The 15,550-nt window shown below is 34.1% G+C and carries 11 protein-coding genes; 8 read left to right on the forward strand and 3 right to left on the reverse strand.

The genetic code is table 11. The features are described from left to right. The first annotated feature begins 46 nt into the window (after positions 1-46). Positions 47-1,828 carry a chloride channel protein gene (locus tag BMZ09_RS05165; protein ID WP_090838144.1) on the forward strand — a complete coding sequence of 594 codons (1,782 nt, stop codon included), beginning with the start codon at positions 47-49 and terminating at the stop codon, positions 1,826-1,828. Positions 1,829-1,871: 43 nt separating this feature from the next. Continuing rightward, positions 1,872-2,111 carry a hypothetical protein gene (locus tag BMZ09_RS05170; protein ID WP_090838146.1) on the forward strand — a complete coding sequence of 80 codons (240 nt, stop codon included), beginning with the start codon at positions 1,872-1,874 and terminating at the stop codon, positions 2,109-2,111. Positions 2,112-2,251: 140 nt separating this feature from the next. On the opposite strand, the gene BMZ09_RS05175 is transcribed toward BMZ09_RS05170, so the two are convergent. Beyond that, the gene (locus BMZ09_RS05175) at positions 2,252-2,701 is read right to left on the reverse strand and encodes a nucleoside deaminase (protein ID WP_090838148.1); all 450 of its coding nucleotides are present in this window, start codon (positions 2,699-2,701) and stop codon (positions 2,252-2,254) included. A 79-nt stretch (positions 2,702-2,780) separates the two neighbouring features. On the opposite strand from BMZ09_RS05175, the gene BMZ09_RS05180 reads away from it, so the two are divergent. Together BMZ09_RS05180 and dxs are read left to right on the forward strand one after the other, a co-directional pair. Then, positions 2,781-3,776: an energy transducer TonB gene (locus BMZ09_RS05180; protein ID WP_090838150.1), complete on the forward strand. Its 996-nt coding sequence runs from the start codon at positions 2,781-2,783 to the stop codon at positions 3,774-3,776. Positions 3,777-3,798: 22 nt separating this feature from the next. After that, on the forward strand, positions 3,799-5,568 hold the full coding sequence (gene dxs / locus BMZ09_RS05185) for a 1-deoxy-D-xylulose-5-phosphate synthase (RefSeq protein ID WP_090838151.1): 1,770 nt from the start codon (positions 3,799-3,801) through the stop codon (positions 5,566-5,568). Here dxs and dgt read toward each other — a convergent pair. Continuing rightward, entirely contained in the window at positions 5,565-6,908 is a 1,344-nt protein-coding gene (gene dgt / locus BMZ09_RS05190; protein ID WP_090838153.1) for a dGTP triphosphohydrolase, read from the reverse strand. The two genes, dxs and dgt, sit on opposite strands and share 4 nt — an antisense overlap. 201 nt (positions 6,909-7,109) lie before the next feature. Here dgt and BMZ09_RS05195 point away from each other — a divergent pair, with 201 nt between their 5' ends. Continuing rightward, positions 7,110-9,914, forward strand: coding sequence for a TonB-dependent receptor (locus tag BMZ09_RS05195; protein WP_090838156.1), 2,805 nt, complete (start codon positions 7,110-7,112; stop codon positions 9,912-9,914). A gap of 42 nt (positions 9,915-9,956) precedes the next feature. Next, positions 9,957-11,129, forward strand: coding sequence for a multidrug transporter (locus BMZ09_RS05200; RefSeq protein WP_090838158.1), 1,173 nt, complete (start codon positions 9,957-9,959; stop codon positions 11,127-11,129). A gap of 60 nt (positions 11,130-11,189) precedes the next feature. Here the strand turns inward: BMZ09_RS05200 and BMZ09_RS05205 are convergent, their stop codons facing one another. Continuing rightward, on the reverse strand, positions 11,190-11,549 hold the full coding sequence (locus BMZ09_RS05205) for a toxin-antitoxin system YwqK family antitoxin (protein ID WP_090838160.1): 360 nt from the start codon (positions 11,547-11,549) through the stop codon (positions 11,190-11,192). A 396-nt stretch (positions 11,550-11,945) separates the two neighbouring features. Here BMZ09_RS05205 and BMZ09_RS05210 point away from each other — a divergent pair, with 396 nt between their 5' ends. Continuing rightward, on the forward strand, positions 11,946-13,148 hold the full coding sequence (locus BMZ09_RS05210; RefSeq protein WP_090838162.1) for a porin: 1,203 nt from the start codon (positions 11,946-11,948) through the stop codon (positions 13,146-13,148). 77 nt (positions 13,149-13,225) lie between these two features. Beyond that, positions 13,226-15,511: an inorganic phosphate transporter gene (locus tag BMZ09_RS05215; protein WP_090838164.1), complete on the forward strand. Its 2,286-nt coding sequence runs from the start codon at positions 13,226-13,228 to the stop codon at positions 15,509-15,511. The last annotated feature ends 39 nt before the right edge of the window (positions 15,512-15,550 follow it).

A 15,550-nucleotide genomic window follows, 5' to 3' on the forward strand; every position in this document is an offset into this window, starting at 1 on the left:
AATAAAAAATCCTGCAAATTGCAGGATTTTTTATTACATTTAATTAATGCCAAAGCAGCCACTACATAAACGTTTTTTTATTTGGAGAATTAAAAACATCTCCGAAAAAAACTTTACTTATATTTTAAGTGGACTAGTTGGACTATTGGCAGGATTAGCTGCGGTAACATTAAGAAACATTACGTTTACTATAGAGAGTGCTTTAGATAACCTTGTCGTGTTTTCTAAAAATCAAGTCTATTTTATACTACCGGTATTTGGGTTGTTTTTAGTCTATTTATTTACCAAATATGTCTCTAAAAAAAAGGTAGAACACGCCATCCCTTCCATATTATTTAAATTATCAAAACGTAGTGGACTAATAGAGCGTTCCAAAATTTACATTCCTTTAATAACCGCACCTTTAACTGTTGGTTTCGGGGGATCTGTCGGATTACTTGGACCAGCTATTGCTTCAGGATCTGCAATCAGTTCTAACTTAGGCAAACTGTTTCATGTTAATCAACAAACACGCACATTATTAATTGGTTGTGCAGCAGCAGGCGCTATTTCATCTATATTTAAATCACCAATTGCAGCAATTATTTTTGCGGTTGAAGTCTTTAGTTTGGACCTAACCTTCGCCTCGTTATTACCTTTATTAATAGCATCAGTATCTTCCGTGTTAACGTCGTACTTTTTTTTGGGTGACGACTTATTATTCAACTTTAATTTTGCTGATAAATTCGAAATCAAAGACACTCTGTTTTACGTCGCTTTAGGTATCGGAACTGGTTTTGCCTCAATTTATTTCACTAAAATGTATTTCTATATTTTAAAATTCTTCGAGCGTTTTAAATCTAGACTTGTCAAATTAACTATTGGCGGATTAGCTATTGGTGTCATGTTATATTTTATCCCTCCACTTTACGGAGAAGGGTTTGGTTTTATAAACAACCTATTAGCCGGAAACCATTTGGCAGCATTAGGCACAACACCTTTTGATAGTCTAAACGATAATATATGGGTCGTCATTGCATTACTAATTGGTATAACAGTATTTAAAGCCATAGCCATGACCACCACATTTGCGGCTGGTGGAGCTGGAGGAATCTTTATTCCAACCATGGTAATGGGTAGCGCATTAGGTAATGTGGTTGCCAAAATAATCAACAATTTAGGTTTAGGATTTAATGTGTCGGAAACCAATTTTACCTTAATTGGTATGGCTGGATTAATTGCAGGTGTGCTACATGCACCACTAACTGCTATTTTCTTAATTGCAGAAATTACGGGTGGTTACGAGTTATTTATCCCATTAATGATTGCGGTATCCATGTCCTTTATTATTAAAAAAAACGCCATAGATTTTACCATTTACACCAAAGAATTAGCCTTAAAAGGCGAATTACTAACCCACGATAAAGATCAAAGCGTGCTAACCCTAATGTCTTTAGATAGTGTGATAGAAACTAATTTTGTAAAACTAAACCCCAACATGACGCTTGGAGATATGCTACATAAAGGCGTTGCAAAATCTACACGAAACCTATTTCCAGTAGTCAATAAAAACAAAGCCTTAGTAGGTATAATCCTTTTGGATGATGTCCGAGAAATCATGTTTAATCAAGCACTGTACGATACCACTTTAGTCGAAGACTTGATGCATAATCCACCCGATATTATAGACTACAAAACCGATTCCATGAAAGCCGTAATGGTCAAATTTCAAGACTCAAACGCATGGAATTTGCCCGTAATCAAAGATGGCAAGTATCTCGGATTTGTTTCAAAATCAAAATTACTAACCGCTTACAGACGCCAATTAATTAACTATACCACCACTTAGTAAAGCATTTTATATCTTTACAAAAAATAACGTCTTTTAAAACATGAAATACATCATCGCATTATCTTTTATCGCCTCAGTTGCTAGTATTATTTGTGGCTATTGGCTAGAAGTAGACTATGCACAAAAGTTAATAGGCTTTGGTGTTTTAGGCTTGTTTTTTGTAGTTATCCCATTATTTACGTACCACAGATGGAAAGACAGAGACGCCAAAGAGTATATGTTAACTAAAGAAAAAATAGAAGACATGCGTAAAAAAGAAGGCGACAGGCGTAAACTTTAATACCCGTTATTTGGGCATTACCCTTTTCCGCAAAAAGCTACAAAGCGTCGCGCTATCCACTGTATCTTTTTGTTTTTTTTTAGTAAAACAAAAAGGATGTCGTTACTATCGCTAATGCACTAAACCGCAAACACAGTCTATTAATTTAAGTTTCGTTTTTCGACAAAAAAGCGTTTTAATAAAGCTGATGCTTCTTCAGCTAACACACCACCTTCCATTTTAGTTTTAGGATGTAGCTTTGTGTTTAGCGCAATACAACCGCGGTCGTCATCTCTTGCGCCATATACAATTCTAGAAATCTGACTCCAATACAAAGCACCAGCACACATTTGGCAAGGCTCCAAAGTCACATACAGCGTACAATCTTTTAAATACTTACCACCTAAAAAGTTAGCAGCAGCAGTAATTGCTTGCATTTCGGCATGCGCTGTAACGTCGTTTAAAAGCTCAGTTAAATTATGGGCTCTGGCAATAATACGGTCTTTAATAACAATTACAGCACCAACCGGAATTTCGCCTTTATCAAAAGCTTCTTCAGCTTCCTGAAGTGCTTTTTTCATAAAATAAGTGTCGTCGTATGGGTTTATCATATCAGTAAAAATACAATTTCTGATAAAATAAAGTGTAATCGGCAAGACTTTTGATGCCTATTAAAAAAATATCAATAATATGGCTAACTATTATTCTATTAAAATACCAGAGCCTTGTCATGAAGGTTGGGATACCATGACACCAAAGGACAAAGGTCGTTTTTGCGGATCTTGCAACAAAACGGTTGTCGATTTTACTAAAATGGACGCTTATCAAATTCAAGATTTTTTACAAGAAAATAAAGACAAACGCATTTGTGGACATATTAAGCAAACACAACTGGATTCTATAAACTTAATAATTCCGTTAAGCTTAATTCAGCAAAAACATAGTGTTTATAAATCGTTCTTTTTAGCAGCCATGATTATTATGGGAACAACTTTATTTAACTGCTCTTCAAAAAACGGAACACCAAAAAAAATTGACACGATAGAAGTTATTGATTCGACTAAAAATAAAGTTATTGATATTTTAGGATTAATCGAGAAACCTATTGAGACAGATAGTGTTGTTACTAAAAAGAAAGCCCCTAAACCTCCAAAAATCATTAACGCAGTAATCCCTCCTATTGATGGTGTTTTAATCGTGGAAAATGTTTCAACTGGCGAAATAATAATGAAACCCGATCCTGTAAAAATAGATTCGCTAAAAATAGAACCTCCTATAATAGATATTATGGGAGATATGGAATTTATAGAATATCCAACAACAGAACCCTTTTCTATTTACAACGTAGAAATATTACCAAAGTTTAAAAATACGCCTAAAAATTTATCAAAAAAAGAAGAACTAAAATACTTCCAATCACAATTAAGCACCTTTATAAAAGCCAATTTCTCTAAAGATTCAGATATAAATTTAGACCTAAAAGGCATACAACGTGTTTTCGTAAATTTTAAAATTGAAAACAATGGTGACATAACACTTATTGATATTAAAGCACCTCATCTTGGATTAAAAAAAGAAGCAGAACGTGTTATAAAAAAATTACCAAAACTTATCCCTGCTGTAAATCATGGTAAAAACGTTTCGATTATACATACTTTACCCATAATTTTTGATGCAGAAGATTAATAAAATCTCGTATTTTTGCTAAGTGCAAAACAATCTATTACATACCATTGACAACCCAGAACAGCTACGTCTTTTAAAACAAGACGACTTACCTGTTATTGCTAAACAGTTACGCGATTTTATTATCAATATCGTAGCTACAAAAGAAGGACATCTTGGTGCAAGCCTTGGTGTAATAGAGTTGACCATAGCGCTTCATTATGTATTTAATACACCAAAAGACCAACTAGTTTGGGATGTTGGACACCAAGCCTATGGACATAAAATATTAACCGGTAGACGTGACAGTTTTGAAACCAACAGGCAACTAAATGGTTTAAGTGGTTTTCCAAACAGATCAGAAAGCAACTTTGACACGTTTGGCGTTGGACACTCCTCTACTTCTATATCAGCAGCTTTGGGTATGGCAATTGCCTCTAGATTAAAAGGTGATTTAGACACGCAACATATTGCAGTAATTGGAGATGCCTCAATTGCAAGCGGAATGGCTTTTGAAGGCCTAAATCACGCAGGCGTTACTGACGCTAACCTATTAGTTATCTTAAACGACAATGCTATTGGTATTGACCCAAGTGTTGGTGCGTTAAAACAATACCTAACCAACGTCAAAAAAGGCACAGAAAAACAAGACAATATTTTTGAAGCTTTAAACTTTGACTATTCTGGACCAATAGATGGGCATAATTTACCGCTGTTAATTGAAGAATTAAAGCGTTTAAAAAACGTAAAAGGCCCAAAGTTTTTACATGTTATAACCACAAAAGGGAAAGGACTACGTCAGGCAGAAGAAAACCAAGTCACCTATCATGCACCAGGAAAGTTTAATAAAGATACGGGAGAATTAAATCCAAAATCAAACACTAAGCAAGCGCCTAAATACCAAGATGTTTTTGGGCATACTATTGTTGAATTAGCAAAACAAAACGAAAATATAATTGGGATTACACCAGCAATGCCAACAGGAAGCTCTTTAAAATACATGATGGAGCAAATCCCAGAACGTGCTTTTGATGTTGGAATTGCAGAACAGCATGCTGTTACCTTTGCTGCAGGACTTGCTACACAAGGTATGGTCCCGTTTTGCAACATATACTCGACCTTTTTACAACGTGCTTACGACCAAGTAATACATGACGTGGCACTACAAAACTTACCTGTAATTTTCTGTTTAGATCGTGCTGGTTTGGTGGGCGAAGATGGCGCAACACACCATGGTGTTTATGATATAGCCTACTTACGTTGCATCCCTAACCTAATACTATTTGCGCCTAGAAACGAAATTGAACTACGTAATATTATGTACACTGCGCAGTTGGGACTAAAACAACCTGTTGCTATTAGATATCCTAGAGGACGTGGCGAAAACTTAGATTGGCAACAACCGTTTTCTAAAATTGAAATTGGTAAAGGACACTGTCTAAAACAAGGGACAACAACCGCAATTCTTTCTATTGGAAGTATCGCAAAAAACGTTACGGAAGCGCTAGATTTAATGGAAGATACCTCAGCATTTTCTCATTATGATATGCGCTTTGTAAAACCATTGGATGTAGACATGCTTCATGAGGTATTTAAAACACACAAGACTATTGTTACTATTGAAGATGCTTCAGTTATAGGTGGATTTGGTAGTGCAATAGCCGAATTTTCAGCAAAACATAATTATAAGAATACGGTAATTCTAAAAGGAATCCCAGATCAGTTTATTGAACACGGAACCGTTTTAGAATTACAGCAATCTATTCAGCTTGACTCTAAAAGCCTAAGCCTATTTTTAACACGTTTAGCTTAGAAACTAAACCCTCTTAATTTTTTATATTGAAGGATGGCCTGACTATCCGATAAACTAGACACAAAATGACACACGTCTAATAATCTAACATATAAACTTTCTGTATTTAAATCTAAGGTAGAAGGTAAGCCTTTTAATATCAACTTATCGTAATTAGAACCAGTCCCAGCATAGTTATTATTAATAGCTTTACTGTACGTATGCAATAAGGTATTTAAAACTTGATAGCCAGCAATCTCTTTATCTACGACCTCTTCCGACTGATAGACTTTATCAATACTTAATTTAATAATATCATTAATCTGCGCCTCGTACTTACTTTTATCTAACAAGCTAATATTAAAATCACCATTTAAAATCGCGTCTTCATTATCCATAAAAATGGTAACTGCTTCGTTTATTAAAGTATTAATCGCTAATGCTCTTAAATAACTTACTCGGTCTTTAGTATTTGTAAGTTGGTGGTATTTTTTAGTATTTATGGAGTCTCTTACTAAATTAATAAGGTATTCTAAAGCGTATTCCTCTGGGATTAATCCTAAATTAATACCATCTTCAAAATCAATTATAGTGTAACAAATATCATCTGCTGCTTCTACTAAAAAGGCCAATGGATGACGTGAGTAACTAATATCTCCGTCTTGACCTCTACTAGCTAAACCTAGCTCATTAGCAACATCAATAAACGCTTCTTTTTCAGTTTGAAAAAAACCGTACTTTTTATCGGCTATATGCTTGGTTGGTTTTTTTGGTAATGATTCTTTTGGATATTTTGTAAAAGCACCTAAAATAGCATAACTTAATCTTAAACCACCTTCACGTCCAACCCTACTCTGTGTTACAATTTTAAAACCATTAGCATTTCCTTCAAAATCACAAAGGTCTTGATATTCTTTATCTGTTAATTGGTCTTTGTATTGTTGTCCTTCGCCAGAAATAAAATATTCTCCTATTGCCTTTTCACCAGAATGCCCAAAAGGTGGATTTCCTATATCGTGCGCTAAAGCAGCAGAAGCGACTATGGCTCCAAAATCGTTTGGAAGGTAACCATGTATATTTTGAAGATGTGGGTGTTTCTCTAAAATTTTCTGCCCTACCTTTCTACCTAAAGATCGTCCTACGACACTAACCTCTAAACTATGTGTTAAGCGTGTATGCACAAAATCTGTATTGGATAAAGGGATTACTTGTGTTTTGTCTTGAAGACTTCTAAACTCTGAAGAAAATATGACACGGTCATAATCTACCTCAAACCCTAAACGGGTCTCGTCTTGTTCTTTTCGTAATCTTTTATTGGTATCGCCAAAGCGTTTTAAAGAGAGTAACTGTTCCCAAATCATAGTCCATATTTTGAAATGCAAGATAACTATTTGATAAATAAAGTAAAGCACTTTCCAATGTTAACTTAACGTTTGGAGAAAATTACAGATAGATTAATTACATAACATTATCCTAACTTTTTGGTCATCAACTATTAATCTCTAGTTAACCTTGACTTTACAAGTTCGAAGTTTCTTTGCATGAAGAATTTAATAGTCAAAATGAAAAATTTTACATACTTACTTTTTGCTTTGCTTAGCATTGCAACTTACGCACAAAACGGATCTGTTTCTGGAACACTAACAGATAAGGAGTTTAATAACGAACCGTTATCTTTTGCAAACATCCTTATTAAAGGAACTACAACCGGAACAACATCTGATATGGATGGAAGCTATACCTTTTCTGATCTTAAACCGGGAACCTATAATATAGAGTTTAGTTTTGTTGGATATGAAACGCAAACTATACCAGCAACGGTTGAAGCTGGTAAAAACACAGAAATCAATGTTGCGATGGGCGCAAGCGCTGCAACATTAGACGAAGTTGTACTAGAAACTGTTACTACTAAAAGAGAAAGTGAAACAGCTTTATTATTAGAACAGAAAAAAGCAGTCGAAATAAAACAAATTATTGGTGCTGAAGAATTATCTAGAAAAGGAGTCAGCGATGCGGCTGGTGCTGTTGCCAAAATATCTGGTGTGTCTAAACAAGAAGGCTCAAGCAATGTGTATGTAAGAGGGCTTGGTGATAGATACCTTAACACAACAATGAATGGTTTATCATTACCATCTAATGATGTTAACAAGAAAAACATTGACTTAAACTTATTCTCTTCGGACGTTATTCAAAACGTTTCAATAAGTAAGGCTTATGCGTCTCAGTTTTATGGCGATTTTGCTGCCGGTAATGTAGACATTACTTCTAAAGAACATAAAGGCGGTAGTTTTGTAGAAGCCTTTTCTGGAACAGGTTTTAATACCAATGCAATAGATAAAAATTTTGTAAGAAGCGAAGGGACTGGATACTTTGGATATTATGGACGTGGCGAGCATAATCCGTTTGCGATTGTATTATCTCATGGTGTAGATGCAGTTGCTGTGGACACACCTATTAATGTTGCCTATGGCGCTTCTGGAGGAAGTTCTTTCAATTTTGAAAATGGTTCTAGATTAAGTTTCTTTTTAACGGGTGGATTCGAAAACAACTACGAGTACAGAAAAGGAAAGTCTGTAGATTTCTCTACTGTAGAGAAAAAAGCATTTGAAGCCTCAGAGGAGTTTGAATATTCTACGACTACAACTGCTATGGCTAATGTAAACTATAAAATAAATAGTGATAACAGAATTAGCTTTAATTCGGTATTCATAAACAGTTCTTCTGACGAGGTTGGCTACTTTGGTATTGACGGACAGGGACGCAACAGAGATGCCATATTAAACACAGACAAAGGGTTTTACCAACAAAACATACAATTTGACCAAACTAAAATGTTTGTCAATCAATTAATAGGAAATCACAAATCAGGTGATTTTGAATTAGACTGGGGTTTTGGATACAACAAAGTATTCTCTGACCAACCAGACCGTAAGCGTTTTAGTGTAGAAAATTACGATTACGCATTGGATAACGACCCAACAACAAATCCAACATTTTATAGTAATGTCGTGTTCGATAACCAGCGTTACTTCCAAAAAATTGAAGACGACGAATATAACGGTCGTGTTAACCTTGCTTATAACGTTAACGATAATCTTAAATTCAATTTTGGATACAACGGTAGACACAAAACAAGACAATTTAATAACATCAGATATGGATATGACATCATTGATGGAGGTTACCAAATTGCAGATGTAAATAACCTTAATGCTGTTTTTAACTTAGACAACCTAAACTTAAATACTGGAGATTCTGGATTATATCAAATCAAGGTTTTAAAACCATATCCTACATTATCAAATACTAACAGACCTGGGCTTTTTGAAAATACATATAATGGTAAACTAAATGTATATGCAGGTTATGCTGACGCAGAAATCAAAGCCGGAGACAAGTGGTTATTTGTACCAGGTGTAAGATTAGAAAACTTTGAACAAAGTATAGATTACAATGTAATAAACCTAGGTAACAACGGGGTAGATTCTAAAACCTCTAAAGAAACATTTATACTACCAAGTTTAAATATTAAATACAGTTTAAGCGATGATCAAAATCTTAGATTATCTGCTAGTAAAACGGTGTCGACACCAGAATTTAAAGAAATAGCACCGTTTGTATATGAAGACGTATCGACACGTATTGGTGGTAATCCTGATGTCCTTGGTTATTCAAATGTTTTAAACATAGATCTTAAATACGAATGGTTTTTTAGTAGAAGTGAAATAGTATCTATCGGTGCTTTTACAAAACAAATTGAAGATCCTATCAACCTTGTTGTTGTTGGAGATGCTACCGGAACACAACGATATGTTAGAACAGGAGACAAAGCAACCGTTTATGGTATTGAAGTCGAATTAAGAAAAGACATTTTAGTGGACGAAGATGATAATACTAATTTATCCTTCGGAGTTAACGCAACTTACATGAAAACAAATCAAGATTTATACGAAAATATAGATGGCACATTTGATTTAGCATTCAATAAAACTGAAGATCAATTACAAGGCGCATCCCCTTTTATCTTAAATGCAGATGTTAGCTACTCGCCTACTTTCGAAAACTACAAGCCTGTTGCCAACCTAGTCTTTTCATATTTCTCTGACAGAATAGACGCTTTAGGATCTGGAGACTTAGGAAATATTGTTGAGAAAAGTGTTCCAACATTAGACTTTATCTGGAAAAACACAATCAACGACAATTTTGAAATCAACCTTAGCGCTAAAAACTTATTAAACCCAACCATTCAATACGTAAGAGAAGACCAAAATCAAGGCGATGTACTAGTAGTATCTGCTAACGGTAAAGGAGTAACAGATTACAAAAGAGGACTAAATGTAGGACTTCAACTTAAATATAAATTTTAACAAAATAAACTTAAACACAAAATACAACTAAAACCAAAAACAATGAAAAAACAAATAATTTTAGGCTTAGCATTAGCATCAATGGTATTCTCTTGTTCAACAGATGACACTTCTGATATTGTAATTAATGACAATAGTGTTACAAACAACAACTCTGGAGGAGACGGAACAACAGACCCTGCAACTATTTTCTTATCTGGAACTTATACTGAAGACTTAACTTTAGATGCAAACAACACTTACAAGTTAAATGGATCTTTAATAATGACAAGTGGTACAACATTAACTATCCCTGCTTGTATGACAATTCAAGCATTAGCTTCCGGAGCAGATGTCTACATTGCAATATCTCAGGGTGCAAAAATTATAGCAAACGGTACTGCAGATTGTCCTATTGTATTTACTTCTGACGCTGCAAGTCCAGCTGCTGGAGATTGGGGAGGATTAATCATATTAGGAAAAGCACCTATCAATTCTGTAACAGGAACAAACACTGCTACATCAGAAATTGCAAGTTTACCTTACGGAGGAAATGTAGCAAATGACAATTCTGGATCTTTAAACTATGTACGTGTAGAGTATTCTGGTGGTGCTGCAGATGGACAATCTGAAAACAACGGATTCTCTTTTTACGGTGTTGGTAATGCAACTTCTGTAAACTACATCCAAGCATACGCAGGAAAAGATGATGGTATCGAGTTTTTTGGAGGAACAGTTAATGCTAGCTACATCTCTGTAATTAATGCAGAAGACGATTCTGTAGACTGGACAGAAGGTTTTTCTGGAACATTAGAACATGTATACATTTCTAACAGAGCGTCTGACGACAAAGCTATCGAAGCAGATGGTTACAACACGGACTTTAGCAATGCTACTGGAATATTCTCTAAACCAACAGTAAACAATGTAACTATAGTTGGAGAAGGTTCTGCTAACTCTTCTGAAGCAGTAAGATTAAGAGCAGGAACACAAGGTTTATTTAGTAACATAATGATTACTGGATATGCTGAAGGTTTTGACTTAGATGATTTAGAAACTGGAAACGGTGTTGTTAGTGATGATCTTCAAGTAACAGGTGTTACTTTTGTAGACGTAACAGATAAAGTAAAAAATGATACAACTGTAACATTTACAGATGCTGACTTTGCAACTGGAGAAGATACTGCAACAGGTACAGATTACACAACTTGGGGAGCAGGTTGGACAATCAACTAAATCTAAATTATTATCAAAAAAAAAGCCTTGCGAATGCAAGGCTTTTTTTTGTATTGTAACTTAATTACTTGTTGCTACTGGATTTTTTACTTTCCATTCGCTAACGTTAGCAATTTTGTTATTCGTATAATCTACTTCTTTAAGAGTGGCATCATTCCAATAAAACCACTTGCCGACTTTTTTACCATTATCATAATTTGCTGAAACTTGTTTCTTGCCTTCCGTGTCAAAACTCAACCACTCACCTTGTAATTTACCATCTGTAGTATAAGCACCTGTTTGGCTTACAACTCCATTGTCATGATAATAAACAACATCTATTAAGTTAGTGTTTGCATTTAGCTTTAAATCTCTTTTGTCTTGAGCAAAAGAAACCACAGTAAATAAAAAAGCAATTGAAACTAAAATTGATTTCTTCATAATTATGGGTTTTTAATATTATATACCAAATATACACATTACATAACATTTATACAACATTTACGTAACATTAAATTAACATAAGAAACACAATAGCCTGATTTACAATTGTTTAATTAAATTATTTAACACAATAATCCTTAATAATTAGATAATATTAGGGTTACATTAATATCACCTTACTTAGTGATATTTGTTAGTGTCTTAAGACAACACAATTAGTACGTCATATAATCTATTAGTTTTTGTCGACTACATTATTATGATTTCTAATAAGGCTGCTTTAGGCCAAAGCAGCCTTTATTTGTTAAAAAAAACATAAAATAGTAATACTTAGGAAACGTTAAATTAACATTAGTGTTGGTTATTTGCAGCGACAAAAACTAATAACTTAACATGACACGTATTCTATACTTAGCACTTTTTATGTGCTTTACATTATCTGTAAACGCACAAGAAATAAGTGACACCTCTTTTGGAAAAGGGTTAATCAATTTTACTGCAAAGGACAGTTCTTTTAGCGTAAAGTTTGCGCCTCGCTTCCAAGTAAGGTCAATGTCATCATGGGACCATGATGGATCACAATACACAAGTCCAGAACACAATTTTATTGTACGTCGTGCACGTTTAAAATTTGATGGTTTTGCTTACAGCCCAAAATTAAAATACAAACTAGAATTAGGATTATCTAACAGAGACATCTCTGGAGCTAATCAATTTAACCGTAACACACCTAGATATATCTTAGATGCTGTTATTATGTGGCATTTTGCAGAAAACTGGGAGCTTTGGGCAGGTCAAACAAAATTACCTGGTAACGTAGAGCGTGTGGTATCTTCAGCCAATCTTCAACTTATTGATCGTTCTATGTTAAACAGTCGTTTTAATATTGACCGTGATTTAGGACTTCAACTTAGACATAAATCAGACTTAGGTGGTGGGTTTTTAATGCGTGAAAAATTAGCAATTTCTCAAGGAGAAGGTCGTAATGTTTCAGAAGGAAACGAAGGTGGTTTGCAATACACTGCTCGTTTAGAACTTTTACCTTTCGGAACATTTAAATCAAAAGGAGATTATGTTCAAGCAGATTTAAAACGTGAAGAAACACCAAAATTAATGGTAGGATTCACATATAACTACAACCAAAATGCTGTTAGAGAACGTAGTGGTCTAGGAGACTATATGTTTAAAAGTGATGGTAGTTTATACGAAACTAATGTGACAACGCTTTTTGCTGATGCCATGTTTAAATACCAAGGGTTCTCTTTTATGGCAGAATATGCTAATCGCGATACCGACAACCCAATTGCTTTAGACACAGATGGTACAACGCCAACTGGAGATGTTGTATTGGTTGGAAATGCAATAAACCTACAAGCGGGTTACTTATTTAAAACTAATTATGAACTTGCAGGTCGTTTTACATCATTAACATACGACAGCGTTACAGGAAGTCTTCCAACAAAACAATATACACTGGGAGGTTCTAGATATCTTGTTGGACATAAACTAAAAGTACAAACGGACTTAAGTTACACAACAGTTGATGGTAACGAGGATAACATTACTTTTAGACTAGGATTTGACATTCATTTTTAAAGTCAAAACATAACATTGTCGTAACATTGCAATGGAAAACAGTAAAGATATTTGCAAACTTATTTTAATTAAAAATTATGGATAATATTTATTTATTTATGTTGATTGCCATCATAGTGTTGGCGGTAGTTGATATTGTTGTTGGTGTAAGTAATGATGCGATCAACTTTTTAAATTCTGCTATTGGTTCTAAAGCCATTTCTATGCGTACTATAATGATAGTTGCTAGTTTAGGTATATTTATTGGAGCTGTGTTTTCAAGCGGAATGATGGAGGTAGCACGAAAAGGTATTTTTGTACCTGCCATGTTTAGCTTTGAAGAAATCATGTACATCTTCATGGCTGTTATGATTACCGACATTTTACTATTAGACTTTTTTAACACCTTAGGATTACCTACATCTACTACAGTTTCGATTGTATTTAATTTGTTAGGGGCTGCGGTTGTTATGTCTTTAATTAAAATTAGCGGGTCAGACACGCAAACTTTTGCAGATTTAGGAAACTACATTAATACCAAGAAAGCTATAGAAATTATAACAGGAATAGTCATGTCCGTGTTTATAGCCTTTTCTGTTGGTGCATTAGTACAATGGGTTTCTCGTTTAATATTCACGTTTCAATATGAGAAAAAATCTAAACATTTTGGTGCAATATTTGGAGGAGTATCATTAGCTGCAATCACATATTTTATTTTCTTAAAAGGATTAAAAGGAACACCTTTTTATAAAAGCATCAAAGGATCAATAGAAGGAAACGAGCTATACATCATACTTGGAAGTATTGTAGTATGGACTTTGTTCTCTTATGCTTTTCAAAAGTTAACTAAAAAAAGTGTTTTAATTATAGTAATTGCTGTTGGTACATTTGGTCTTGCATTAGCCTTTTCAGGAAATGACTTAGTAAACTTTATTGGTGTACCTATGGCAGCATTCCACTCTTTTGAAGCCATGCAAAATGCTTTTTTAACATCAGGGACATTACCAGCAGATTTCTCTATGGCAGTCTTAGAGAAAAAAGTACCTGCAGAGCCATTATTATTATTTATAGCTGGTGGTATCATGGTATTAACGTTATGGTTTTCTAAAAAAGCAAAAACAGTTGCTGAGACGGAAATTAGCTTATCTAGTCAAGGTGATACACATGAAAAATTTGAGCCAAACATATTATCAAGAGGTATTGTAAAAGGAACCTCTGCTTTATCTGATTACCTAAGTGTAATAATACCAAAATCTACACAGGAAAAAATAGGAAGAAGCTTTGAAAAACCAAGTGCAAAAGCTTTAACTAAAGCACAAAGTAAAGACTTACCTGCTTTTGATATGATTAGAGCAGCAGTAAACTTAATGGTGGCTGGAGTATTAATTGCATTAGCAACCTCTATGAAATTACCTTTATCTACAACTTACGTGACGTTTATGGTTGCCATGGGTACTTCTTTTGCTGACCGCGCTTGGGGACGTGAGAGCGCTGTTTACAGAGTAGCTGGCGTATTAAATGTTATTGGTGGTTGGTTTGGAACTGCATTTGGAGCCTTTTTTGCGGCTGGAACTGTAGTATTCTTAATCAATTGGAATCCTAAAGTAATGGCGCCAATATTATTGTTACTGACAGCAATATTACTAGTAAGAAACTATTTAGCACACAAAGAAACATCTAACAAAACAATTCCTGAAGATAGCTTAACAGACTCAGAAAGTAGTTCTGTACAAGGTGTTATTCACGAAAGTGCAAAAAACATTGCTAACGTTGTAAAAAGAGGAAACAAAATTTACACTAACGCTATTAATGGTTTAGCTAAACAAGACAGTGTTTTACTTAAGAAAAACAAAAAACAGGTCATTAAATTATCTGACGAAGTAGATTCTCTAAGAGATAACATATTCTATTTTATTAAAAATTTAGATGAATCTAGTTTAAATGCAAGTAACTTTTATATTAACATATTAGGATACTTACAAGATATGACACAGTCTTTAGACTACATTACTAAAATGAGTCATAAGCATGTGAATAACAATCATAAAAAATTGAAATTCAGTCAAATTAAAGAGTTAAAAGAAATTGATGGTCGTTTTGATTTGTTTTTCAATAACACGCAAAACGCTTTTAATTCAGGATCTTTCGAAGAAATAGGAGATATTCTAGGTAGAAAGAAAGAAATCATGGAACTAGTGACTTCTAAAATATTAAAGCAAGTAGAACGTACTAGAACGGAAGAGTCTAGTCCAAAAAACACAACTTTATATTTTAACTTACTATCAGAAACTAAAGATTTACTTAGTGCAACTATGAATCTTTTAGAAGAGTATCACAATGCACACGATGCGTCTGTTACTCCTGCAAAAATAGAAGAAGAATAAACTACAGTTAACTTATAATTTATAAAGCCACCTTTTATT

The sequence above is a fragment of the Olleya namhaensis genome, assembly GCF_900114005.1.
In the GTDB taxonomy this organism is placed as follows: Bacteria; Bacteroidota; Bacteroidia; order Flavobacteriales; family Flavobacteriaceae; genus Olleya; species Olleya namhaensis.